This window comes from Hyphomicrobium denitrificans ATCC 51888 (genome assembly GCF_000143145.1).
GTDB lineage: Bacteria > Pseudomonadota > Alphaproteobacteria > Rhizobiales > Hyphomicrobiaceae > Hyphomicrobium_B > Hyphomicrobium_B denitrificans.
This window is the reverse complement of sequence record NC_014313.1, coordinates 2,119,484-2,144,449: the sequence shown is the minus strand read 5'-3', so window position 1 is coordinate 2,144,449 and position 24,966 is coordinate 2,119,484. Positions and strand designations below refer to the sequence as shown.

Below are 24,966 nucleotides of genomic sequence, written 5' to 3'. Positions count from 1 at the left end.
CAAATCGGGCTGCAAAGTCGTCAGACGGCATGACATCGCTGTGTCGCTTCCACTACAGTTCTGTAAACGTCAGCTGACGTTGCCGGAAGAGCGCATGAGCAGCGAATAAGCAGCGCACACAGAGCGGATCGTGCACTGCTGTCTCTTCAGTGCGCGCCAAAAACCCGCTTGAAGATCGTGTCGACCTGGGCGGTGTGATAGTCGAGATCGAACATCGCCTCGAGCTTCGCCGCCGGAACCTTCGCCGTGACGTCCGCGTCGCCCTTGAGTTCGGCGAGAAAGTCCTTGCCCTGTTCCCACGTCTTCATGGCGTTGCGCTGGACGAGCGCGTAGGCGTCCTCGCGGCTGACACCGGCCTGCGTCAGCGCCAGCAGCACGCGCTGCGAATTGTGCAGGCCGCCGAGCTTGTCGAGGTTCTTCTTCATGTTGCCGGGATAGACGACCAGCTTCTCGATGATCCCGGCGAGCCGGTTCAACGCGAAATCCAGCGTCACGGTCGCGTCGGGCCCGATCATGCGCTCGACGCTCGAATGCGAGATGTCGCGTTCGTGCCAGAGCGCCACGTTTTCCATTGCGGGGATCGAATAGCCGCGAACGAGGCGCGCAAGCCCGGTCACGTTCTCGGACAGCACAGGGTTGCGCTTGTGCGGCATTGCCGACGAGCCCTTTTGCCCCGGTGAGAAATACTCTTCCGCCTCCAGAACTTCGGTCCGTTGCAGGTGGCGGATCTCGATCGCGAGCCGTTCGATGCTCGAGGCGACGACGCCAAGCACCGCGAAGTACATCGCGTGCCGGTCGCGCGGAATGATCTGCGTCGAGACGGGCTCGGGCGTCAGACCCATCTTCTCCGCGACGTAAGCTTCGATGCGCGGATCGATGTTCGCAAACGTGCCGACCGCGCCGGAGATGGCGCATGTCGCGACTTCCTTCCGCGCGGCGACCACGCGTTCGCGGGCGCGCTCGAACTCGGCGTAGGCGAAGGCGAGTTTCAGGCCGAACGTCGTCGGCTCGGCGTGGATGCCGTGGCTGCGCCCGATCGTGACCGTGTCCTTGAACTCATAGGCGCGCGCCTTCAGCGCTGCGAGCAGGCGGTCGATATCGCCAATGATCAGATCGGCCGCGCGCACGAGCTGCACGTTGAGGCAGGTGTCGAGAACATCCGACGACGTCATACCCTGGTGCACGAAGCGGGCTTCCGGACCGACGAATTCCGCAAGGTGCGTCAAAAATGCAATAACGTCGTGTTTGGTGACGGATTCGATTTCGTCAATTCGTGCCACGTCGAATGAAGCGGCCGAACCCTTTTCCCAAATCTTTTTCGCCGCATCCTTCGGAATGAGTCCGATTTCAGCGCTCGCCGTTGCAGCGTGCGCTTCAATTTCGAACCATATCCGAAAGCGCGTTTCCGGCTCCCAGATCGAGGTCATTTCTTTGCGTGAATAGCGAGGGATCATTATGGGCAAATCCTTGATGCAGTGCGGGAGGCGTAGCAGAGCAGCAACGGTGCATCAATCAATCGCGCGCTTTTTCAGTGAATTATTAGGATTTGACTGCAACGGAGCACGTTCGCTGCCCTGCAGCTAATGCTCTGCAATAATTTGTGAAACCTGAGCCTATTTCTCGCCAGTCCTCCGCCACGATCACATGACCAGATGCGCGTGTTGGGCGCAGGCGACGGACGTTGTTGTTCAGCTTGTATTCACTGCAGCTAGTCCACAGTCGTCTAATTCGTCGATCATGCTTTCTTATACTTCATTTAATTCAGCGATCGGCGCCCTAAATGGAAAGCTACTGAGTCGAAAGGAATGACGAGGCGTGGGAACCTCGGAATCCTTTTTAAAACGGAGCGGGAGACACTACTGCTATGGCACAACAGATGGGCAGCGGCGACTTTGCCGAGCTGGTCCACCAGATGGAACAGTCGGACGACGATCCTCGCCAATGCTACGCGCTCGTTAAGAGACGCATCACGGAATTCCGGCGCTCGGGGAAAGCAGTGCCGGACGAATTGTCGAGATTGGAAAAAAGCCTCGCGACGGAATGCATGCACGCCTCGCAGGGCCGCTAAGTTATCCAGATCGAACTCCGTCGCGCGGATAATAACTAAGCGCGGCTCGGCTCGGCTGAGCATCACCTGCCACGTGTCTCGATTTCAGGGATCATGGCAACCGTTCAGGGTTGCCGTGACGAAGACCCGGAGACGAAGCGGCAGGGTAGCGGTAATCGCGTAATATATTTGAGCAATTACAGAACGTTATGAGTGCCGTCGCAGAACGGCTCGTCGTCGGTTGCCTTGCAGCCGCAGATGTTGAAGACGCCAGTGTGATCGACGGTGAACTGGAGCGGGACGAAGCTCGTCCCCTCGTGCGAGCCGTCGCAGAACGGCTGCGTTTTCGAGCGTCCGCATCGGCAGTACCAGTATTCCTGGCCTTCCGTCAGCTCGACCTGGAACGGCCCTGTTTGAGCGATAACCGCCTCATCCGACATCAATGAACCTCCTGCCGCATTCGAACGCGCCTTGACGTACGCATATTTTTGAATTCTTCCAAAGTCGCTAACGGGTTTAGCCACATCGGGCAAGTGGGTGGGCGGAATGTCCCCCAGCATCCGGCGGCTAGCCAAAGCGCGGTAAACCGACAGCACACGGATTGAGTGCGCAGCCCGTATTTTGAGCATGACCCGGTCCAGAGGCACGCGAATTGTAGACATCTCTAAATGCCTGCTCCAAGCTCGGCCCGCGCAGAATCTCCGGGGGGATGCCGGGGGACGCACTACCGGGAGGTGGGCGCCAGGGCGCTATCGGCATCAGGCAGGCAAACGGCACCAGGAGACGCGCAACCATGCCCAATCTCTTCAGAAAAAAAGCGGTCGCCTACGACAACTCCGAATTCGGGTTGAAGCGCTGCCTGAGCGCGCTGGATCTCACCCTGCTCGGCGTCGGCGCGATCATCGGAACCGGCATTTTCGTGCTGACCGGCCACGCCGCCGCGGTCCAGTCGGGGCCGGGAGTCGTGCTCTCGTTTATCGTCGCGGGCGTCGCATGCGGGTTTGCGGCGCTTTCTTATGCCGAATTGGCCTCGAGCGTCGGGGGCTGCGGCAGCGCCTACGGCTACAGCTATGCGGCCTTCGGCGAACTGATCGCCTGGATCATCGCCTGGGACCTGATCCTCGAATATGGCGTCTCGGTCGCCGCCGTCGCCAACGGCTGGTCGGGGTATTTGAACAACGCCCTGACGGCAATGGGGATCGGACTGCCGGACACCCTGGTCCGGGGACCGAGCGCGCTCGCGTGGAACGAGCATCTTGGCGGTGCTCTCCAATGGTTCGGCTTCGATCCGAACGCGCCGGGGGTGAAGGAGGCAGGTCGCGGCGGCTTCATCAATCTGCCTGCTGCGGGCGTCATTCTGATGCTGATGCTTTTGCTCATCGCGGGTGTCAAGGAAAGCGCCCGCATCAACGCCGCGGCGGTCGTGATCAAACTGATTGCCATCGCGATTTTCATCGGCGTCGCGGTTTTCAACGTCAATCCCGACAACTGGTCGCCATTCCTGCCGTTTGGCTGGTTCAGCCACGACGGCAGCCGCCCCATCGGCGTCCTGGCCGGTGCGTCGATCGTCTTTTTCGCCTACGTCGGCTTTGACGCCGTTTCGACGGCGGTTGAGGAGGCCTATGACCCGCAACGCGACGTGCCGATCGGTATCCTCGCGGCGCTGGTCTTTTGTACGGTCATTTACGTGATCGTCTCTGCGCTGATGACCGGCATCGTGCCGTATCACGCGCTGAACGTGCCTTCTCCAGCGTCGGAGGCGCTGCTGCGCATCGGGCACAATACGGCAGCCGGGCTCGTCGCAACGGGCGTCGTCGCCGGTCTCACGACGGTTATGCTGGTGCTTTATTATGCCCTGACTCGCATCATCGTCGGCGTTTCGCGCGACGGCCTGCTTCCTTCGTTTTTCGAGGCCGTCAATCCGCGGACGCAGACGCCTGTTCGGACGACCGTCATCGCGGGTACCGTTATGGCGATCATGGCGGGTTTCATCCCGCTGGGCGTTCTGGCCGAACTCGTCAACATCGGCACGCTGGCGGCTTTTGTGCTCGTCTGCGGCGGCGTTATCGCCCTGCGCTTTTCACACCCCGACATGCCGCGCCCGTTCAAGACGCCGGGCGGGATCGTGCTGCCGGTTCTGGGCATTCTCTCGTGCGGATCGCTGATCGCGTTCCTGCCCTATGAGACGCATCTGCGCTTCATTGCCTGGCTTGCGCTCGGGCTGGTGATCTACTTCGGATACTCGATCCGGCGCAGCAAGCTCGCGGTGGCCTGAGCCTCGCGAGCAGCGCGCCAGCGGCGAACGAGGTGACTGAGCCGTCAGTCTTCCAACAGGCGTGTCGCCGCCGCGTGCGGCGACATCGTCCCGGAGAGGACCGAGTCGGCAAGCGTATCGAGCCCGCCCTTGCTGCCCGCCTTGATGCGGTTGGCGACGATGTCGGACGCTGCCCGCGCGATCAGATACCTGGCCCGGCGGCGCCTGCGGCTGACCGCATCTTCCGCGCGCACCTTGCCGCCGAGTTGATCCAGCGTCTCGATCAGCTTCGGAACGCCTTCGCCGTTGATGGCGGACGTCTTCAGCACCGGGACTTTGTCGCTCATCGTCGCGCGGATCGAAAGCGCCCCGACGAGCTGCTGCAATGTCTGCTCCGCGCCCGGCCGGTCGGCCTTGTTGACGACGATCACGTCCGCGATTTCGAGCAGGCCGGACTTCATCGCCTGAATGTCGTCGCCGAGCCCAGGGGCTGCGATGACGACGCGGATGTCGGCGACTTCCGCCACGTCGATTTCGTTCTGCCCCGTTCCGACCGTCTCCAGCAGCACGACGTCGTAGCCCGCGCCGTCGAGCGCATCGATGATGCGCACCGCGGCCGGTGACAAGCCGCCGAGATAGCCGCGCGACGCCAGCGAGCGCACGAACACGCCGTCGTCGTCGAGCGCCGCGGTCATGCGAATGCGGTCGCCCAAAATTGCGCCGCCCGAAACCGGGCTCGACGGATCGACCGCAATGACGCCGACTGTGCGCCCTTGCTGCCTGAGCTGCGCGATGATGGCGTTGACGAGCGTCGACTTGCCGGCTCCCGGCGGTCCCGTGAAGCCCACGACGAGGGCGTGGCCGAGATGCGGCTGCAGCGACCGGAGAAGTGCAGGGGCCGCGGCCGACAGCCGTTCGAGTTCCGTGATGACGCTGGCGATGGCGCGCCGCTCGCCCTTGCGCATGCGCTCGACCGTGCCCGGCACGTCGGCGTCAGGAATGCGCGCGACGGGCGCCCGTGTTTTCTCATCCGTCTTCATCATACGGCTGATAAGTGGGAAGCCGGGCGAGCGCAACGGCTGAGCCGAAGTTGCGGCTTATTGCGTGAGACTTAACCATACGGAACGCGCGGCCGGAACCTGTCCGCCGGGGCCTGTGGCGACGCAAAAACAGCCGCTCGCTAGAATTTCTCGGCGATCGTGTCCTCGCGCTGGGGCACCTTGGCCGGAGCGCTCGCGAGAATGGCGGGCACCACGTCCTCGATCCGGTCGACGACGTTGAAATGCACGTCGAGGCCGGAACGGATGAAGGTATCGCCCTTCATGTGCTCGAGCAGCTTCAGGAACGGGTCCCAGAAACCTTCGATGTTGGCGATCACGATCGGCTTCGTGTGCCGTCCGAGCTGCGACCAGGTCAGCTGCTCGACCAGTTCTTCAAGCGTGCCTATTCCGCCCGGCAGCGCCACGAACGCGTCGGCGCGATCGAACATCAGCTGCTTGCGAACGTGCATGCTTTCGACGACGATCAGCTCGTCGACATCCTTGAGCATCATTTCACGCGCCCCGAGAAAGTCGGGGATGATGCCGGTCACCTTGCCGCCGCCGCCGAGCGTCGCGCGCGCAACTTCGCCCATCAGGCCGAGGCTGCCGCCGCCGTATACGAGACGGAGGTTGTGATCGGCCAGCGCCTTCCCGAGCTTTCGCGCGGCGACGGCATAAGCCGGATTAAGACCCTTCCCGGAGCCGCAGTAGACGCAGACGCCTTGGACGGGAGAAGGCACAACAAGCTTTTTGGCGGCGGACGTATCCACCGCCGGTTTCAAAATTTCATTCATTCGTATTCCGTTTTTTGTCATCGATGATCTTAATCTAAGAAGCCGGTGCCCCCGTCACCAGAGCATCGCGGCTCCTCAATGGAGGCATTTTCCGGGCGCGGCCGGATGTGCGGCGCAATCCGGTGGTGGCCGATGAGGTACAGCGGCTCATACAATTCCTGACCCGTATTGGCTGCGAGCGCCGTGGTGTGCTTAGTTCGTAGTGGACTTACAAGGCGGTGTTATGAAATCGGGGCAACCAGCCGTTTCTAAGAAGAAAACGGCCGACGCATTCGTGCGGGCGGGACGCATCCCCGTGACCGCAATGGTTGTGCTCCTGGCGCCACTACCCGCGAGCGCGGCACTCGTGCAAACGCAGCTTTTCAAGGACGACATCGCGACCGTCGGCGAAGTCGAGGTCGCATGGATCGATCCTGCCGCCGCAGTCGTCGCCGATCCGGTCGTCCGCATGGCCGATGCCGCGTCCGGTGGCGTGACCGTCAAGTCGAACACGGAGCCCGTTCCGGAGACCACGCTCGCGCAAGCGGCCCCGGCGGAGCCCGCCAAGCCTCAGCCAGCCGGAACCGCGAAGCCTCACGAGAGAGACACGCCGGTCGAAGGTCTGGGCTTTGCCGACCGCGTTCGCGATTGGCTCGCCCGCGCCAACCGCGAATTCCAGACGACGATCGTCCCGCGACTGACGGTGCCCGGAACCGGCGGCACGTCCGCCGAAAAGGATTCGATCGCCCGGAAACTGGACGAAGTGAAGGAACAGGACGCAGAGGCGGTAGAGGCCGCGCGCCGCGCCAAGGATGCGCTCACCGCCGAGAAGGCCCGGCAAGCGGAAGACGCGCGTCTGGCGAACGAGGAAGCGAAACGCGTCGAGGAGGCTCGCAAGGCCGAGGAAGCGAGAGCGGCCGCGGAAGCCAAGGAAGCCGAGGACCTTCGTAAAGCCATCGAAGAGGCGAAGCGCAAAGACGACGAGCGCAACGCTCTCGCAGCAGCCCAACGCGCCGACGAAGACCGCAAGGCCGCCGAAGACGCGTCGCGGCATCTCGAGGAAGCCCGCAAAGCTGAAGACGCGCGACGGGCGGAGGAAGCGCGCAAGGTCGCGGAAGACGAAGCCAAACGCGCGGACGAACAACGTAAGCTTGCCGAAGAGCAGAAGCGAGCCGACGACGCGAAACGGATCGAGGAAGCTCGCAAAGTCGAAGAGGCGCAGAAGGCCGCCGACGAGGCGAAGCGAGAGCAAGAGGCTCGCCAGGCCGCCGAAGACGCCAAACGCGCCGAGCAGGAACGCTTGGCGCGGGAAGCCGCGAAGCAAGCCGAAGAAGCGCGTCTGGCGGCTGAAGCCAAGCAGAAGCGCGAGCGGCTGGAAGCCGAAGCCGCACGCATCGATGCCGAGGATCGCGCGGCCGAGGCCGAGCGCAAAGCCGCGGAAGCGAAGCGTCTCGATGACGAGAAGGCCAAACGCCTCGAAGACGAACGCGCCGCTGCCAAGCTCGCCGCCGAGAAAGCCGAGCAGGAACGTCAGCGCGCGGCTGCCCTCGAGGCCGAAACGAAAAAGCAGCAGGCGGCCGCCGACGCGCCGCCGCAGACATCCGAAACCCGTACCCCTGAAACGGGAACGCTGGCGGGGAAGTCCTCAGAGCCGTCGCCGGCGTCCGGAAGCAAGAAATCGCCGAAGACGAAGCCTGCGGAAAGCAAGGTCGCCTCGCGCAAACTCGCGCGAGGGCCGGTCGTCAGGCGCTGGATCAGGCGTGCGCCGCGCTGCCACCTAGCGGGACGCCGCATCCGCCCGCCTGGGCATTACACGATTGCGAGCGGCGACACGCTCTGGCGCATATCTCGGCGTCATTACCGCGTCGGCTGGCTTTATTGGCGGCTCTATCGGGCCAATCGCTCGATCATCCGCAATCCGGATCTGATTTACCCCTGCCAGCGCATTTTCATTCCGGCCCGCCGCTGATGGACATTTTTCCGCTCTGACCCTATTTCAACGCGATGCAGCAACGACAATCGAATGGCGCCGCAGGCCGCGGCCTCTCTTTGGCTCGCCTGACGCCGACCGCTGAAACCGTACGTATTCTGCGGGCGCTCTGGCCGTACGTCTGGCCCCACGATCGGCCCGATCTGCAGCGCACGATCGTCGGATCGCTGGTGCTGATCGTCATCGCGAAAGCGGCGACGGTCGGCGTTCCGTTTACGTTGAAATGGGCGACCGACGCGCTCGTCGCAGCGACCGGCGGACACGTTCCCGCGAACCAGACGATACCTTGGTTGATCGGCGCACCGATCCTGGCGTGCGTGTTCTACGGCGTTGCCCGCATCGTGATGTCCTTGCTGATGCAGGTGCGCGAAGGCATGTTCGCGCGCGTCGCGATGCATGCGGTGCGCACGCTGGCGCTCGCGACCTTCGAGCACATGCACCGGCTGTCGCTGCGCTTTCATCTCGAGCGCAAGACGGGAGGATTGACGCGCGTGCTCGAGCGCGGCCGCGCCGGCATCGAGAACATCAGCCGCATGGCGCTGATGACGCTGATCCCGACCATCGTCGAATTCCTGATGATCATCATCGTCTGCGCCTTCGAGTTCGACTGGCGCTTCATCGTGACGATCGTGACGATGATCGTCTGCTATCTTTGGTTCACGGTTCACACGACCAACTGGCGGCTGAAAATCCGCCGCGTGATGAACGAAAGCGATACCGACGCCACGACCAAGTCCGTCGACAGCCTGCTGAACTACGAGACGGTGAAATACTTCGGCGCCGAGCAGCGCGAGGCCGCGCGCTACGACAAGTCGATGGAGCAGTACGAAAAGGCCAGCATCAAGACCTTCACCACTCTCGCGGTGCTGAACTCGGGCCAGGCGGTCATCTTCACCATCGCGCTGACGGTGTGCCTCGTGATGGCCGCCAACGACGTGCTCGCCGGCACTTCGACGGTCGGGCGCTTTGCGATGGTGAACCTGCTGATGCTGCAGCTGTTCATGCCGCTGAATTTCATGGGCATGGTCTATCGCGAAATCCGCCAGGGACTGACCGACATCGAGCGCATGATGGAAGTGCTCGACCAGAATCCGGAAGTCGCAGATCGCGAAGGCGCTGGGCTTCTAAAAGTCGACGGCGGCACGATCCGTTTCGAGCACGTCGGCTTTTCCTACGATCCCGAGCGGCAGATCTTGAATGACGTGTCGTTCGAGGTGCCGGCTGGAAAAATGGTTGCGATCGTGGGACCGTCGGGTGCGGGCAAATCGACGATCAGCCGTCTGCTGCTGCGCTTCTACGACGTGACGAGCGGGCGGATCACCATCGACGGCCAAGACATTCGCGACGTCACGCAGGCATCGCTTCGCGCCGCGATGGGCGTCGTCCCTCAGGACACCGTGCTCTTCAACGACACGATTTTCTACAACATCAAGTACGGCCGCCATGATGCGACGGACGACGAAGTCTTTGCCGCCGCGAAGATGGCGCAGATCGACGATTTCGTGAAAACGCTGCCGGACGGCTACGACACGATGGTCGGCGAGCGTGGGCTCAAGCTGTCGGGCGGCGAAAAGCAGCGCGTCGCCATTGCGCGAACGATTTTGAAGGCGCCGCCGATCCTCATTCTCGACGAGGCGACGAGCGCTCTCGACAGCCATACCGAAAGAGAGATCCAGGACGCGCTCGATCGCGTGTCGAAAGACAGGACGGCGGTCGTCATCGCGCACCGGCTTTCGACGATCATACACGCCGACAATATTCTTGTTCTCGATGCGGGTCGCGTCGTCGAACAGGGCACGCATGCGGAGCTTGTCACCCGTCGCGGACTTTACGCCGGACTGTGGGCGCGTCAGCGTCAGGCGGAGAAGGCGCGCGAAGAGCTTGCGCATGCTCTGGAGGAAGCCGGTGAGCCGCGTCGCGCCGACGACGTTGCCTTGCTCGAACCCGTGCGTTCGTGAAAAGAATAACCCCGGGGAGAGGTCGGGAGAACCTGCCCCGGGGTCTTTACGAGCTCTGACTGGCCCCTTCCGGGAGGCAGGCGGCAGAACTCGAACTCGTCGCGCTGCGAGCGTTACTGGACGACCTTCGCGATTTCGCCGTCGAGGCGCTTTTTCGCGAGGCCCGTAGCCTTGTATTCCTTGATCTTGTCGAGGTTGACGGGCTTGCCGACCTGCACGAGCACGACCATGCCCATGCCATAGTGCGGCGCGCACTTCAGGACGTAGAGCCCTTCCTTTTCGGCGTTGAAAACGACTTCCTTGCTGAAACCGCCCTTCACCGGCGCAACGCCTTCCGGCCATACCTCGCGCACGCTCTCGGCATTGTGGCTCTTGTCCGTCGGCACGAACTTGACCGTGTCGCCGGCTTCGACTTTCACGAAGCCGGGTTGGAACACCATGGTGTTTCCGGCATCGTCTTTGTTGCGCATTTCGACGACGTGCTCGGCCGCCGTCGCGAAGCGAGGCACGATGATCGCGGCCAGTGTGATGGACGTTGCAAACAGGATCTGGCGAGAGAGTTTCAAGGCACGCTCCTTGGGTCGTTTCGATTATTTACTGAAAAAGTATAGAATTGGGAAGCGGAACGCTCAAGGCAGCGTTGCGAGGGTCAACAGCGGCTTAACGAAGCTGCTTGCGGTTCGCGTCGGAAATCATCCCAGCGATGCCTGCCGCTATTTGGAATAATTCTTCGGAATTGTTCCCATAGCTCTTGCGGCTGCTAGACTGAGGGCGTCATCCGATAGCCGGCGAAGGCAGCGCGCTTGAATTCCGACAATCTCATTTCAATGGCGAAACAAGCAGGGAACGCCATCTGGCGAGCTTCCGTGATCGTCCTCTGGGTCATCCGCGGTCTGCTGCGGACGGCGTGGTCCATCGTGCGCGGACCGATCATCGCCGCGCTGAACGTGATCGCCGCGCTGTTCGTCCTGTTCGAGGAATGGGGCTGGCGTCCGCTTTCGGCATTCATCGCCCGCCTCGCGAAATATGCGCCCATCGCAGCGGTCGAGCGCTTGATCGCGAGCCTGCCGCCCTATGTAGCTTTGTTCGTCATCGCTTTGCCGACTGCGCTACTGCTGCCGTTGAAGTTCGTCGCCGTCTGGCTGCTGGCGAACAATCACTTCGCCTCCGCGACTATGCTTTTCGTCGGCGCCAAGCTGGTATCCACGGCGCTCATCGCCCGCGTCTTCATCCTGACGAAACCGGCGTTGATGCGCATCGGTTGGTTCGCACGCCTCTACGAATGGTTCGTGCCCTGGAAGGATGCGTTGTTCGCCGAAATTCGCGCCTCGTGGGTCTGGCGCTACAGCCGGATGCTGAAGACGCGGATCAAGCTGGAGATCGCGCGTGTTTGGGGGCGAATGCAGCCCGGTCTTGCCGACAAGTGGCGTCGCTGGACGGGTCTCGAGCTGCCACGATTGTTGAGAAAATGAGTCGGCGCGGGGCAGCGTCCTAGTTTACAAAAGTTCGCAAGAACAGCGCGTTTTGTGCGCTATTCTTCGCAAAAATGCGTTCTGAAGACGACTGCGCGCGCATTCTATTGCAGGTCAGCAACAGCATTCCCGAGGAAGTGTTTCAGACGCCCGCTTGCCCCCAGTCTAATGTTGACGGGGAGTGTCAACTAATTGTTGTGTCCCTCAGCCGGGGTTTGCTGAGCCGTCGCCGCAGTCTCGTCGCCAAGCCATCGAGCAGGCATGGCTGCAGCGCATTGGGGGAATTGAAATGAGGTCAATGGTCAAAGCCGGCGCGGTGTCGGCGTTGGGGCTTTTGTCGCTGGGGGCAGCCGCAGGAGCCTGGGCCGAAGATAAGCCCGTCACCGGAGTTCCCGAAGAATCGATCGCGGCCGGCTGGAACGATCCCGTGCGCGCGTCGTTCGCGCAGCGCGGCGTCCTGTACGGCCTGAACTACACCGGCGAATACTACAACGTGACGTCCGGCGGCGTGTCGCGCGGCTCGACGTACAACGGTTTGATCGAAACCTACGTCGACCTCGATCTGGAGAAATTGCTCGGCTGGAAAGGCGGCACCATCCACGCCAACGCTTATTACGTCCACGGCATCGGCCCGACGACGAACACAGGCAGCAGCTTCGCGGTCAGCAATCTTGAAGGCTTTGAGACCGTCCGCCTTGACGAGCTGTGGTTCGAGCAGGCGCTTCTCGACGATAAGTTGAAATTGAAGTTTGGTGCGATCGCAGCCGATACCGAGTTCTTCGTCAGCGATACTGCCGGCGCATTCTTGAACGGAACATTCGGCTGGGCGGGCATTCTCGCGACCAACATGGTCCAGGGCGGCCCTGCATATCCGCTGACCGCGATGGGCGCCCGCGCGCAGTTCGCCCCGACCGACAATCTCACAATCCTCGCCGGCATCTTCAACGGCAGCCCTGCGAACCCCTATGCGGACGACTCGCAGAAGAGCAATCGCCACGGGACGGACTTCCGTTTCGGCGACGGCGCGCTCCTGATCGTCGAAGGCGCATTCAGGTACGACATCGGCCTCGCCGGTACCGTCAAGGTTGGCGGCTGGCGCCAGTTCGATGCTCCGGACGGCATCTACCAGGACTTCAATACTGGAGAGACGGTCAACCAGGCATCTGGCCTCTATGCGATTGTCGATCAGCAGATCTGGAAAAATGGCGACGATCAGAGCGTGAGCATCTTCGGACGCGTTTCCGGCAGTCCGACGAGCCACAGCGTCATGGATATGTACTTCGACACCGGCGTCGTATTCAGCGGCTTCGTGCCTGGCCGCGCGAAGGACGCCTTCGGCGCAGCTTTCGGCTGGGGTCAGATTTCGTCCGATCTCGTCAGGCTCGACCCCGCCGATGGGCGCGCAACCTATGAGTCGGTGCTCGAACTCAACTATACGGCTCAGATCTGCGACGGCGTCACGCTGACGCCGGACTTCCAGTACTTCTGGAATCCGGGCGCAACGCAGGATGTCGGACACGCAACGGTCATCGGTGCCCGCGCCAAGGTCAGCTATTAAGCAGGCTGGCCCCGCGTGAGCGGATTTTAGGAGTTCGCCTTCTGGCGCCGCCGGTCCGGCTGCGCTAGGAGGCGTTTTCATGAGTGAGCCACAAGATACGCCTCCGCCGATCCTGATCGCCGGGCCGACCGCGAGCGGCAAGTCGGCGCTGGCGCTGGCGATCGCCGAGCACGTCGGCGGCGTCATCATCAATGCCGACAGCATGCAGGTCTATCGCGAGCTGCGCATCCTGACGGCGCGTCCATCGCCGGAGGAAGAAGCTCGCGTGCCGCACGCGCTTTACGGCTTCATCCCCGCCTCGGACGCCTATTCCGCAGGTCGGTTCGTTGCCGACGTCGCCGATGCACTGGCCAAAGCGCGCAAGGCAGGACAGCGCCCGGTGATCGTCGGCGGGACGGGTCTCTATTTCAAAGCGCTGCTCGAAGGTCTGTCGCCGATCCCAAGTATCGATCCGGCGATCCGCGAGCACTGGCGTGCCGAGGCTGAGCGGCGCGGCGCGGCCGAACTGCATCGCGAACTCGCGGCGCGCGACACGCGCATGGCCGACCGGCTCGCGCCGAACGATACGCAACGCATCGTGCGGGCGCTCGAGGTGATCGAGCAGACGGGCAAGTCGCTCGCCGACTGGCAGCAGATTCCGGGCGTTCCCTTATTCGACGCTGCGAACTCCGTCCGCTTTCTCGTGACGCTCGACCGCGAAGACCTCCACGCCCGGGCCGACGCCCGTTTCGATCGCATGATCGCCTCGGGCGCGCTGAACGAGGCACGAGACCTGGAGGCTCTGCAACTCAATCCCGACCTGCCGGCGATGCGGGCCATCGGCGTGCGGCCGCTTCTGGAGGTCGTGCGCGGCCAAAGCTCTATCGAAGCCGCCGCCGACGCGGCGAAGGCCGAAACGCGGCAATACATCAAGAGGCAGGAAACATGGTCACGTCGAAATATGATTTCGTGGAAACAAGTAAATGCGCAACATATGGAAAGTATTGACCGCGATATTTTCGCATTTATTTAGTGTTGACGTTGACCGAATAGACTCTTTTGCCTACGTTTCACACCTTTCAAAGGCTTCGAAAAAGCCGCCGACGAGCCGATCCAGGAGTTCGCCACATGGCACGAACAATGACGGGTGCCGAAATCGTTCTGACCGCGCTCGCCGACCAGGGCGTCGAGCTGATTTTTGGCTATCCGGGCGGAGCCGTCCTGCCGATCTATGATGAGCTTTTCCAGCAGGACAAGATCCGCCACATCCTCGTGCGCCAGGAAGGCGGCGCGCTGCACGCGGCCGAAGGCTACGCGCGTTCGACGGGCAAGGTCGGCGTGTGTCTGGTGACGTCGGGTCCCGGCGCGACCAACGCTGTGACGGGCCTCGCCGACGCGCTGATGGATTCGATCCCGCTCGTCTGCATCACCGGCCAGGTGCCGACGCACCTCATCGGCAACGATGCTTTTCAGGAATGCGATACCGTCGGCATCACGCGTCCGTGCACGAAGCACAACACGCTCGTGAAGAACGTCAACGATCTCGCACGCGTGCTGCACGAAGCCTTTCATATCGCGCGCACGGGCCGTCCCGGTCCCGTCGTCGTCGACATTCCGAAGGACGTGCAGTTCGCGATGGGCAACTACGTCGGCCCGTCCAACATCCAGCATAAGACCTACCGTCCGTACCTGAAGCCGGACCAGTCGGCCGTGCGCGAAGCCGTAGAGGCGATCGCGGCCGCCAAGAAGCCGGTGTTCTACACGGGCGGCGGCATCATCAACTCGGGTCCGAAGGCGAGCCAGCTGCTGCGCGAATTCGTGCGGCTTACCGGCTTTCCAATTACCTCGACGCTGATGGGCCTCGGCGCCTACCCCGCGTCCGACAAGCAATGGCTCGGCATGCTCGGCATGCACGGTACCTACGAAGCCAACCTCGCGATGCACGATTGCGACGTGATGATCAACATCGGCGCACGCTTCGACGACCGCATCACTGGCCGCATCGACGCGTTCTCGCCGAACTCGAAGAAGATCCACGTCGACATCGATCCGTCGTCGATCAACAAGAACATCCAGGTCGACATCCCGATCGTCGGCGATTGCACCTACGTGCTCGAAGAGATGCTGAAGATCTGGAAAGCCAAGGCGCCCGTGCTCGATAAAGCGGCACATAAGGCATGGTGGAAGCAGATCGACGGCTGGCGGGCGAAAAAATCGCTTGCCTACAAGAACTCCAAAGACATGATCATGCCTCAGTATGCGTGTCAGCGTCTTTACGAGTTGACGAAAGACCGCGACACCTACTTCACGACCGAGGTCGGCCAGCACCAGATGTGGGCCGCCCAATTCCTCCACTTCGAGGAGCCGAACCGTTGGATGACGTCGGGCGGACTTGGAACGATGGGCTACGGGCTGCCCGCCGCGATCGGCGTGCAGCTTGCGCATCCGAAGTCGCTCGTCGTCGACGTGGCGGGCGATGCGTCCATTCTCATGAACATCCAGGAATGCTCGACGGCGGTGCAGTACCGGCTGCCGGTGAAGGTGTTCATCATGAACAATGAGTACATGGGCATGGTGCGCCAGTGGCAGCAGCTTCTGCACGGCAACCGCCTGTCGGAAAGCTACACGGAAGCGCTTCCGGATTTCGTCAAGCTCGCCGACGCCTATGGCTGGACCGGCATGCGCTGCGATCATCCCGCCGATCTCGACGACGCGATCGAGGCGATGATCAACACCAAGGGCCCGGTCATCTTCGACTGCCACATCGCCAAGCTCGCCAACTGCTTCCCGATGATCCCGTCGGGCAAAGCCCATAACGAAATGCTGCTCGGCGAAAACGTTTCCGACGAAGACGTCGAGCGCGCGATCGGCGATGAAGGCAAGGTATTGGTGTGAGACACATCAAAAAACGCAGTGCGGTCTGGGGCTTTCTCATTGCGCTCGCATTGGGCGCGAGTGCCATTGCTCCGGCGCCTGCGTTCGCCAAGGAGACGTGGGACCGCGTCGCCAACATCAAAGACTCGGCGAAGCGTCTTGCCGAGCTGCATAAGCGCGAAGGTTCGCAAGGCGTCCTGAAGTTTCTCGACGCCTGCTATCGCACCCAGATGCTATCGAGCAAATATACCCCCGGCCTCGAGTCGTGCATGGCGCAGGATTACATGCACTCGCAGGTGCTGGCGCGCATCTACGCGCGAATTCCGCAAGCCGAGCGCGTGCGCATGGGCGTCCCGGCGCCCGAAGACATCGCCAACTCCATGGGGCAGCGGTTCGTCGCTGCGTTCAAGCAATACAAGATATCGGTCAAGGAAGCCGACGCTTTCAGAAAGCTCGTCGATAAGAACGGCATGCCGATCTTCATCAAATCCGCGTTTCCGCCGAACACGCCCGGCGATGCGGGCAGCGACGGCGCTCAGGGCGGACGCTGACCATGCTGAAACTCGTCATCGCCAACAAGCTGTATTCGTCGTGGTCGCTGCGTCCGTGGGCTCTCCTCAAAGCTTTCGAAATCCCGTTTGAAGAAGTCACCATTCCGCTACGCCGTCCCGACAGCCGCGAGCGGCTTATGGAATATTCGCCGTCCGGCAAGGTTCCGGTTCTCGTCGATGATGACGTATTCGTCTGGGAAAGCATGGCGATCGTTGAAACGATCGCCGAGCGCTATCCGGATCGCGCAATCTGGCCGCGCGATGCCAAGGCGCGTGCACACGCTCGCGCAATCTCCAACGAAATGCACAGCGGCTTTCAGGCGCTCCGCCAGGCATGCCCGATGCATCTCGGCGCGCGGTTCGCGACGCCCGTGCTGACGGACTCGCTGCAGGCAAACATCGATCGCATCGAAGATATCTGGTCCGAAGCCCGCAATCGTTTCGGCGGCAACGGACCGTACCTCTACGGCGCCTTCACGGCGGCCGACGCAATGTACCTTCCGATCGTCACGCGCTTCGAGACTTACGGGGTCCCGGTTCGCGAGGCGACGCGCGCCTACATGGACACCATGCTCGCGCATCCCGCTTTTGTTGAATGGCGAACAGCGGCATTCAGCGAAGAGTGGAGAATTCCGGATTATGCGGTGGGCCACACGCTCATCGAAAGCTACGTCTGACGATTGAGATCATCACAATGGCCGAGCCGCAGAAACAGTCCCACTATCCAAGTCCGGCGCGCACGCAGGAGATCGTCTCCCGCACGCTGTCGATCTTCGTCGACAACGAACCGGGCGTGCTGGCGCGAGTCATCGGGCTGTTTGCCGGCCGCGGCTACAACATCGATTCGTTGACCGTGACCGAGGTCGAGCACGAGAAACACCTGTCGCGCATCACCGTCATCACCAGCGGCACGCCCGCCGTGCTCCAGCAGATCAAGCATCAGCTCGAACGGCTCGTGCCGGTGCACCGCGTGCGCGACCTGACGGAAGAGGGCGATGCCATCGAGCGCGAGCTGGCGCTGATCAAGGTCGTCGGCAAGGGCGAAAAGCGGATCGAGGCGCTGCGCATCGCCGAGATTTTCCGTGCCCGCGTCGTCGACACCTCGACCGAGCACTTCGTTTTCGAGATGACAGGCAAGCCGTCGAAGATCGAGACCTTTCTCAATCTCATGATCGAGCTTGGCCTCGCCGAAGTCTCGCGCACCGGCATCGCCGCCATCGGGCGCGGACCCGGCGGCCACTGAATTTTGTACTAGGGAGCATCCAGGAAGCCGGCCTGCAAAAAGTTCAGTTAATGAAGCTCGGGTTGTCCGGGCTTTGAAACCCGCCGTCCGTTGCTGCCGCGTCCGTTCGCGCACGCAATGACCGTTGAAACGGCGGGGCGTTCTGAGTAGGTTCCGGCCATATTTTCTGGGCGCTCTCTATCGCGTCCCACGTCAACCCAGCCCGACCGTCGATTCCGACCGGGGAACCCGAAAGGCCGCCCATGCGCGTCTATTACGATCGTGATGCCGACATCAATCTCATCAAGTCGAAGAAAGTTGCTGTCGTCGGCTACGGCAGCCAGGGCCACGCGCACGCGCTGAACCTTCGCGACTCTGGCGTCAAGGACGTCGCGATCGCGCTTCGCAAGGGCTCGGCCTCCGCACAGAAAGCGGAGAAGGAAGGCTTCAAGGTTCTCGACGTGGCGGAAGCCGCCAAGTGGGCCGACGTCATCATGATGCTGACGCCCGACGAGCTGCAGGGTGACATCTATAAAGATCACCTCGCTCCGAACATGAAGAAGGGCGCTGCGCTGCTTTTCGCGCACGGCCTCAACGTGCATTTCAATCTGATCGAACCGCGCGACGATCTCGACGTCGGCATGGTCGCGCCGAAAGGCCCCGGCCACACTGTTCGCGGCGAATACCAGAAGGGCGGCGGCGTGCCGTGCCTCATCGCCGTGCATCAGGACAAGAGCGGCAACGCGCACGATCTCTTTCTCTCGTATGCGTCGGCCATCGGCGGCGGCCGCTCGGGCGTCATCGAGACGACGTTCCGCGAGGAATGCGAAACGGATCTCTTCGGCGAGCAGGCAGTTCTCTGCGGCGGCCTCGTCGAACTCATCCGCAACGGCTTCGAAACGCTCGTCGAAGCGGGCTACGCCCCGGAGATGGCCTATTTCGAGTGCCTGCACGAAGTGAAGCTCATCGTCGACCTCATCTATGAGGGCGGCATCGCCAACATGAACTACTCGATCTCGAACACGGCCGAGTACGGCGAATACCGCACCGGCCCGCGCATCGTCACTCCCGAGACGAAAGCCGAGATGAAGAAGGTCCTCGCCGACATTCAGTCCGGCCGCTTCACGCGCGACTGGATGCTCGAATGCAAGGCCGGACAGCCGAGCTTCAAGGCGACACGCCGCCTGAACGACAGTCATCAGATCGAGGAAGTCGGCGCCAAGCTGCGCGCCATGATGCCGTGGATCTCGAAGAACAAGCTCGTCGACAAGGGCAAGAACTAAAGTCCGCCGCGTTCAGCGGCGCCCGGACGAATGGAACAGGAAGCGGCGGATCGATTTCCGCCGCTTTTTTTTATTCGGCGATCGCCGACGTTGACGCGCACGAGCGCACGACATCGAGACGAATTGCAGAATAGGGAATATGAGGGAATGCCGAAGCCGTGAACCGACCCGCACTGCCGCTCTCTTGGGGAGGGTTTACGTGCGGCAGCGCGGGCGGTCCACGTCATATCCAGCCGTTCGCCCAATACGCAGGACGGATGGCCGGGACTAACGCGGGCGGCAGAGGAGCGGGGACCTCTGCCGCCCGTTTCCGAATTCTGCCGCTCACGCAGCTTCCTCGGATATGGTGGGGCTCCGCGCAGCACATTTGCTACGTGGGCCCGATGGCTGTTCCATCGGGAGGCAGAACGACCCCTGCATGCACCTCGCCACGCTTCGATCCTGATGCAACACCAGGACTTAGAACCGGCAATGAGGTGCTGGGAGATCTTGACTGTCGCCCCCCAGCGACGCTGTCTTGAGAGCGATATGCGATTGGAATCGTGTCCACGTCATGACCGAACTTCGCAATTTACATGGCCAAGCAGATTTTATGCGGAGACGCGACCCTGCAAAAACATGCGATGATATCAGTGCTTTGAGCATTTAAATCTGTCTCAAAATGACCGTTGCGGGTTCTAATCAGATCGAGACTTATTTGTGGCTTGGCTGTTTGTTCGATGACGCAAAGTGAGTTCGATCGCGTGACGCGCAACGATTTGGATGGCGTCAAAAAACTTTCCTCGTGTCTGTTGCAGGTGAGTTCCGCGCGCTGGGAGTTTGCAGACGACAACGCCAGCGCGATCGATGCGCAATGGGCCGAAGCACAGCGCGCCAATCCGAATTACTTCAACGGCACGATCTATCTCGTCGATGGCGTGACGATCTCTGACGGAGCGTTGCGAGCATCGCTGCTGCGTACGGATTTCAAAAGCTACCTGTATTGGCGGCTCGCTGGGTTTCCGGACGCGGGCGTTCTCGACGGCTTCGGCTCGGCGCTCATTCGCACGCAAGACGGACACATCATGCTCGGCCGTCAGCGAATGGGAAACGTCAACGGCGGACAAGCCTATGCACCCGCCGGGTTCATCGACGAGAAGGATGTCGGCGCCGACGGCATCATTCGCATTGAGCGCTCAGCGCTGCGCGAGGCTGCCGAGGAAACAGGCGTCGATCCTGACGCGCTCGAGAAAGACGACGGGTATTATCTGACCCGCTCCAGAGCGCAGCTGTCGATCGGCGTGCCGTTGCGCATCAACATGACGGCGGCCGAATTCGTCCGTCGCGTCGAGGAGCACATCCGCGCCACGAGCAATTCGGAACTGGACGCGATCATCTCCGTCGCCGGAGTGTCCGACATCGAGAACCTTCCGATGCCGCGCTACATGCGTGTGCTGATGGATGCGCTTTTCGCAGGCATCTGATCCTGCTCTCACACTGCAAAAAATGCTTGGCGGCAGAGGCGCCTTGCCTCATGGTGCCGCCGCTCCGCTGATAGGGCGTGGGTTCGGCTCATAGCGGGGAGACTGGCGCGCAATGGCGCTCAATTACTATATCCTTGACGTATTCACCGAGAGACCGTTCGGCGGCAATCCGCTGGCGGTCGTCACCGAAGCCGACAGTCTCTCGAGCGCCGACATGCAGACGATCGCGCGCGAGTTCAATCTCTCTGAAACGGTCTTCGTTCTGACACCGACGAGCGCCGGACACACTGCCCGCATCCGCATCTTTACGCCAAGCCGCGAGCTTGCGTTCGCCGGTCACCCGACGCTGGGCGCCGCGGTGCTCCTGGCGGAACTTCGATCGCAGCCGCAGCTCAACGGCGAGAGCGATGCGATCATCGCGCTCGAAGAAGAAATCGGCAGCGTCCGCGTCGGCGTCCGCTTGCGCACGCAGGCCGCCGCATTCGGCGAGTTCGATGCGCCGAAAGCGACCGCAACCCTCGAACGTCTGCCGGAGCCGGAGGAAGTGTCCGCCGCTGTCGGACTGATCCCGATCGAGGTCGGATTTGAAAACCACAAGCCGACGCTGCTCAGAGGTGCGAACAACTTCGCGTTCGTGCCGGTCGCCAATCTTGAAGCGATGGCGAAAGTGAAAGTCGCGCCGCAGCGCTGGGCGGATGTTTTCTCATCCCGCGACGTGCACGGTGTCTTTCTCTATACGCGCCAGTCCGTGCGCGTGCAGTCGGCATTTCATGCCCGCATGTTCGCGCCCGATCTCGGCGTGCCGGAAGACCCCGCAACCGGTTCGGCCGCGGCTGGCTTCGCGCACGTCATCAACGAGTTCGACGAATTGCCCGACGGCACGCACAAGCGCGCCATCGAGCAGGGCATTGAGATGGGCCGTCCGAGCGCCATCGCGCTGACGATGACCATCGGGCGCGGCAAGCTCGAGACCGTACGCATCGGCGGCCACGCCATCCGGGTCGCCGAGGGCAAGCTGCTCGCCTGACGTCTGCGGCTCGTTCAGCGACCGCGCGGCAGCATCCGGAGAAGCGTGTTGTCTTTCTGCAGATAATGGTGCGCGAGCGCTGCCAGCGCGTGAAACCCGATCAGGAAGTAGAGCGCGTTGCCGATGTACTCGTGCACGCCCTCGATCTGCTTGGCGAGGTCTTTGTTTTCGGCAATCAGCGGCGGCAGCGTCAGCCCGAAGAACGGGATCGGCTTGCCTTCCCCGCTCAGGATGAGCCAACCGAGCACCGGCATCGCGATCATTGCCGCATAAAGCGCCGCATGCATTGCGTGCGCAGCGCCCGTCTGCCAGGCACTGGGGCGCGGCACGATCTGAGGCGCGCGTGTCTGGCTTCTAAGGAAAATCCGGACGATGACCAGCAGCAGGACCGTCAGCCCGAGCATGAAATGCAATGCTTTAAGTTGGTCCCGTGGATCGCTGCCCTTGGGAAAGTAAACACGCAGTTCGATCGCCGCAAACACCGCTGCGATGAGGACGGCCGTGAACCAATGGATCGCGATGAGGGCAGGCGGGTAGGTCTCCCGGCGGAGCGTCGTTCCGGCAACCGAAGTCATAATGTGGTGTCTCCAAGCGTTTTGCGGGCATCAGAACTAAGGAAGGCTAAGCCGGCCCCGCGTGTCCGGCTGAACGGCGAAACCTTTAAGACCCGTCGGTCGAGGCGCCGCACCTCCCCCACTCTTGCATTTTGGGATTACTTTAGACCATTTAAAGATTGCCGGGCTTGACACGGGCGGGGGTTTTGGCGTTCCACAGGATCAGATGACACAGGTACCGTTCCCAGTTTGGCCTTGCGCGCAGCGCGCCCTCCGTCAGGAGCGTGCCCGGGAATTCGTGTGCTGGTGCGAAAATGGTTTCCTATTGCCGCTTACGGGCCCCTGGGCCGCATGAAGCTCGGCTGTCCGCCGGGTGGTGCTCAGGGGATCGACGACTTTTAAATGAGCGTAGAGCGACAAGCGGCGACCCCCATGAGCGGTCGCCCGGCAAAGGATAGAAACCGATGACGTCCGTTACCGACAATGCGCCGGCCGCGCCGAAGCGCGACGAAGACAAGATCCTGATTTTCGATACCACGCTCCGCGACGGCGAACAGTGCCCCGGCGCGACGATGACGTTCGAGGAAAAGCTTCAGGTCGCCGAACTCCTCGACGACATGGGCGTCGATATCATCGAAGCAGGCTTTCCGATCGCGTCCGAAGGCGACTTCGAGGCGGTGACGGAAATCTCCAAGCTGGCGCGGCAGTCGGTGATCTGCGGATTGGCCCGCGCCAACTTCGCCGATATCGATCGCGCGGGCGAAGCCATCAAGCACGCCAAGCGCAGCCGCATTCATACCTTCATCGGCACGTCGCCTCTGCATCGGCAGCATCAGCTGCAGCTCTCGCAGGACGAGGTGTTCGAGCGCGTCGTCGCATCCGTAACGCGCGCCCGCGGCTACACCGACGACGTCGAGTGGAGCGCGATGGACGCGACACGCACGGAGCACGATTACCTCTGCCGCGTCTGCGAAGCGGCGATCAAGGCCGGCGCCACGACGATCAACATCCCCGATACCGTCGGCTACGCGCTGCCCGAGGAATATTTCGACCTCATTACGATGCTGAGAACGCGCGTTCCGGGCATGGACAAGGTTGTCATTTCCACCCATTGCCACGACGATCTCGGCCTTGCGGCTGCAAACTCGCTCGCGGGCGTCCGCGCCGGCGCGCGCCAGATCGAATGCACGATCAACGGTCTCGGCGAGCGCGCAGGCAATGCGGCGCTGGAAGAGATCGTCATGGCGGTCCGCACGCGTCACGATCTGATGCCGCATCACACCGGCATCAAGACCGAGATGCTGTCGCGCGCCTCGAAGCTCGTCTCGGCAGTGACGAATTTCCCCGTGCAGTACAACAAGGCGATCGTCGGCCGGAACGCCTTCGCGCACGAAAGCGGCATCCATCAGGACGGCGTGCTGAAGCACACCGAGACTTACGAGATCATGACGCCGGAGTCGGTCGGCGTCGGAAAATCGTCGCTCGTCATGGGCAAGCACTCGGGCCGCGCCGCGTTCAAGTCGAAGCTCAAGGAACTCGGCTACAATCTCGGCGACAACGCGATGGAAGACGCCTTCAATCGCTTCAAGGCGCTCGCCGACCGCAAGAAGCACGTCTACGATGAGGACATCGAAGCCCTTGTCGACGACGGCGTCGCGCACATGAACGACCGGGTCAAGGTTGCGGCGTTGACGGTGATCGCCGGAACGATGGGTCCGCAGTCGGCGACGCTGACGCTCGACATCGAAGGCCAGTCGAAAACGGTGCAGGCGGTCGGCAATGGACCTGTTGATGCAACCTTCAACGCCATCAAGCAGCTCCTGCCGCACAACGCCCGCCTCGATCTCTACCAGGTGCACGCCGTGACCGAAGGGACCGACGCCCAGGCCGAGGTTTCCGTGCGCCTCGAAGAGGACGGACGCATCGTGACGGGCCGCTCCGCCGATCCGGACACTCTGGTGGCCTCCGCTCGCGCCTACGTGGCGGCACTTACCAAGCTGACGGTGAAACGGCAGAAAACCGCGCAGGCCCAGCAGGCCGTTTAAGCGGCGGTTCGGCGGGCTCGCATGCGGCATCGCCGACGCAGACAAGGCTTGGATCAAGAGGGGGTGGACAGTGCGGTTCGCCGATGCTATGCGCTCCCTCTACGGGGCCCGCAATTGGGCCCCTTCGACGTCCTTGGGCCATCGCAGGCCACCAGGACGCCACGGCGGGTGATTAGCTCAGTTGGTAGAGCAGCTGACTCTTAATCAGCGGGTCCACGGTTCGAGTCCGTGATCACCCACCATTTCAATGACTTACAGTTACGACGCGTACGTCGTAAAAACTATAAACTCCTATAAACATTTTGATCGTGCCTTTTTGTGGGGGCAGCTTCAGGAAGCAGCGTGTTGCTCCTGAAGAAACTGTCCGCTCACCTTAAAAAGGTGAAACCAACGTGCGCCGTATCGCCAGCGGTGATAATTCCGAACACTCTGATCGATCAGGTGTTCTCTTGTCGACCGGGACAGCTCCCAAAGCACGTAATTCGGCGGGCCGACTAGGGGCTCAGTATGGCTCTGCGCTGAGTACGCATCGCTGACAAAATCTGGAACCTAGTCAAAGCGACAAACGATCTTGTATCAGACGCCCTTGGCAGACACTAGCTATCGCTTCCGGCAATTGCGTCGCCTCCATACAAGGCCTGTGCGTCGCCCATTTTTGTTGCCGGCAGATCCCGCCTTTCGATAGGAACGTAATCATCATACGATCGCGACGCGCGATAGTCAGTCCAGTTATAAATAGAGAATTGCACGCTTCGAAACGTGCTTAATAGTGTTCGTTTGGCGCAGCAGATGGCTAAATTTCCAAATATAAAAAATGTAATTAAGCGACTCAAATTCTGCGTGAATTCAAAACCGCCATTGGTGTTCGAGGCAGCA

21 protein-coding genes and 1 tRNA gene are annotated in these 24,966 nt (G+C 61.8%); 16 read left to right on the top strand and 6 right to left on the bottom strand.

All coding sequences use genetic code 11. From position 1 onward, the window contains the following. Positions 1-146: 146 nt before the first annotated feature. Positions 147-1,454 carry an adenylosuccinate lyase gene (gene purB, locus HDEN_RS10315; protein WP_013216050.1) on the bottom strand — a complete coding sequence of 436 codons (1,308 nt, stop codon included), beginning with the start codon at positions 1,452-1,454 and terminating at the stop codon, positions 147-149. Between the two features lie 410 nt (positions 1,455-1,864). On the opposite strand from purB, the gene HDEN_RS10310 reads away from it, so the two are divergent. Next, on the top strand, positions 1,865-2,068 hold the full coding sequence (locus HDEN_RS10310) for a hypothetical protein (RefSeq protein ID WP_013216049.1): 204 nt from the start codon (positions 1,865-1,867) through the stop codon (positions 2,066-2,068). A gap of 176 nt (positions 2,069-2,244) precedes the next feature. On the opposite strand, the gene HDEN_RS10305 is transcribed toward HDEN_RS10310, so the two are convergent. After that, positions 2,245-2,487, bottom strand: a complete 243-nt coding sequence (locus HDEN_RS10305; RefSeq protein WP_041921636.1) for a CDGSH iron-sulfur domain-containing protein — start codon at positions 2,485-2,487, stop codon at positions 2,245-2,247. 353 nt (positions 2,488-2,840) lie between these two features. Here HDEN_RS10305 and HDEN_RS10300 point away from each other — a divergent pair, with 353 nt between their 5' ends. Continuing rightward, on the top strand, positions 2,841-4,322 hold the full coding sequence (locus HDEN_RS10300) for an APC family permease (RefSeq protein WP_013216047.1): 1,482 nt from the start codon (positions 2,841-2,843) through the stop codon (positions 4,320-4,322). Positions 4,323-4,366: 44 nt separating this feature from the next. Here HDEN_RS10300 and meaB read toward each other — a convergent pair whose 3' ends face one another. Beyond that, the gene (gene meaB / locus HDEN_RS10295) at positions 4,367-5,341 is read right to left on the bottom strand and encodes a methylmalonyl Co-A mutase-associated GTPase MeaB (protein ID WP_013216046.1); all 975 of its coding nucleotides are present in this window, start codon (positions 5,339-5,341) and stop codon (positions 4,367-4,369) included. A 140-nt stretch (positions 5,342-5,481) separates the two neighbouring features. Further along, complete coding sequence (locus tag HDEN_RS10290) at positions 5,482-6,135, bottom strand: LOG family protein (RefSeq protein WP_013216045.1); 654 nt, start codon at positions 6,133-6,135, stop codon at positions 5,482-5,484. A 223-nt stretch (positions 6,136-6,358) separates the two neighbouring features. Here HDEN_RS10290 and HDEN_RS10285 point away from each other — a divergent pair, with 223 nt between their 5' ends. Together HDEN_RS10285 and HDEN_RS10280 are read left to right on the top strand one after the other, a co-directional pair. Then, positions 6,359-8,083, top strand: coding sequence for a LysM peptidoglycan-binding domain-containing protein (locus HDEN_RS10285; RefSeq protein ID WP_013216044.1), 1,725 nt, complete (start codon positions 6,359-6,361; stop codon positions 8,081-8,083). A gap of 35 nt (positions 8,084-8,118) precedes the next feature. After that, positions 8,119-10,062 (top strand): ABCB family ABC transporter ATP-binding protein/permease, encoded by a 1,944-nt coding sequence (locus HDEN_RS10280; protein WP_013216043.1) that lies wholly within the window; start codon positions 8,119-8,121, stop codon positions 10,060-10,062. 113 nt (positions 10,063-10,175) lie between these two features. Here the strand turns inward: HDEN_RS10280 and HDEN_RS10275 are convergent, their stop codons facing one another. Continuing rightward, entirely contained in the window at positions 10,176-10,628 is a 453-nt protein-coding gene (locus HDEN_RS10275) for a pseudoazurin (RefSeq protein ID WP_013216042.1), read from the bottom strand. 261 nt (positions 10,629-10,889) lie between these two features. Between HDEN_RS10275 and HDEN_RS10270 the strand changes: the two genes are divergently transcribed. The 10 genes from HDEN_RS10270 (at position 10,890) to HDEN_RS10220 (ending at position 21,491) form a co-directional block, all read left to right on the top strand. After that, positions 10,890-11,534 (top strand): hypothetical protein, encoded by a 645-nt coding sequence (locus tag HDEN_RS10270; protein WP_049775290.1) that lies wholly within the window; start codon positions 10,890-10,892, stop codon positions 11,532-11,534. A 289-nt stretch (positions 11,535-11,823) separates the two neighbouring features. Then, positions 11,824-13,092, top strand: a complete 1,269-nt coding sequence (locus HDEN_RS10265) for a carbohydrate porin (protein ID WP_013216040.1) — start codon at positions 11,824-11,826, stop codon at positions 13,090-13,092. A gap of 79 nt (positions 13,093-13,171) precedes the next feature. After that, entirely contained in the window at positions 13,172-14,104 is a 933-nt protein-coding gene (gene miaA, locus HDEN_RS10260) for a tRNA (adenosine(37)-N6)-dimethylallyltransferase MiaA (RefSeq protein WP_013216039.1), read from the top strand. A 95-nt stretch (positions 14,105-14,199) separates the two neighbouring features. Next, positions 14,200-15,966 (top strand): acetolactate synthase 3 large subunit, encoded by a 1,767-nt coding sequence (locus HDEN_RS10255; RefSeq protein ID WP_013216038.1) that lies wholly within the window; start codon positions 14,200-14,202, stop codon positions 15,964-15,966. Continuing rightward, positions 15,963-16,496 (top strand): hypothetical protein, encoded by a 534-nt coding sequence (locus HDEN_RS10250; RefSeq protein WP_013216037.1) that lies wholly within the window; start codon positions 15,963-15,965, stop codon positions 16,494-16,496. Before HDEN_RS10255 ends, HDEN_RS10250 begins: the two co-directional genes overlap by 4 nt. Positions 16,497-16,498: 2 nt before the next feature. Then, complete coding sequence (locus tag HDEN_RS10245) at positions 16,499-17,173, top strand: glutathione S-transferase family protein (RefSeq protein WP_013216036.1); 675 nt, start codon at positions 16,499-16,501, stop codon at positions 17,171-17,173. A 17-nt stretch (positions 17,174-17,190) separates the two neighbouring features. Next, entirely contained in the window at positions 17,191-17,739 is a 549-nt protein-coding gene (gene ilvN, locus HDEN_RS10240) for an acetolactate synthase small subunit (protein WP_013216035.1), read from the top strand. 242 nt (positions 17,740-17,981) lie between these two features. After that, the gene (ilvC, locus tag HDEN_RS10230; RefSeq protein WP_013216034.1) at positions 17,982-19,001 is read left to right on the top strand and encodes a ketol-acid reductoisomerase; all 1,020 of its coding nucleotides are present in this window, start codon (positions 17,982-17,984) and stop codon (positions 18,999-19,001) included. Between the two features lie 719 nt (positions 19,002-19,720). After that, entirely contained in the window at positions 19,721-20,464 is a 744-nt protein-coding gene (locus tag HDEN_RS10225; protein ID WP_013216033.1) for an NUDIX hydrolase, read from the top strand. 112 nt (positions 20,465-20,576) lie between these two features. Further along, positions 20,577-21,491, top strand: a complete 915-nt coding sequence (locus HDEN_RS10220) for a PhzF family phenazine biosynthesis protein (protein WP_013216032.1) — start codon at positions 20,577-20,579, stop codon at positions 21,489-21,491. Positions 21,492-21,505: 14 nt separating this feature from the next. On the opposite strand, the gene HDEN_RS10215 is transcribed toward HDEN_RS10220, so the two are convergent. Further along, positions 21,506-22,066, bottom strand: coding sequence for a cytochrome b (locus HDEN_RS10215; protein ID WP_013216031.1), 561 nt, complete (start codon positions 22,064-22,066; stop codon positions 21,506-21,508). Between the two features lie 443 nt (positions 22,067-22,509). On the opposite strand from HDEN_RS10215, the gene HDEN_RS10210 reads away from it, so the two are divergent. Together HDEN_RS10210 and HDEN_RS10205 are read left to right on the top strand one after the other, a co-directional pair. Continuing rightward, positions 22,510-24,090, top strand: a complete 1,581-nt coding sequence (locus HDEN_RS10210) for a 2-isopropylmalate synthase (protein ID WP_013216030.1) — start codon at positions 22,510-22,512, stop codon at positions 24,088-24,090. A 166-nt stretch (positions 24,091-24,256) separates the two neighbouring features. Continuing rightward, positions 24,257-24,332 (top strand) — tRNA-Lys (locus HDEN_RS10205). Positions 24,333-24,966 lie beyond the last annotated feature (634 nt).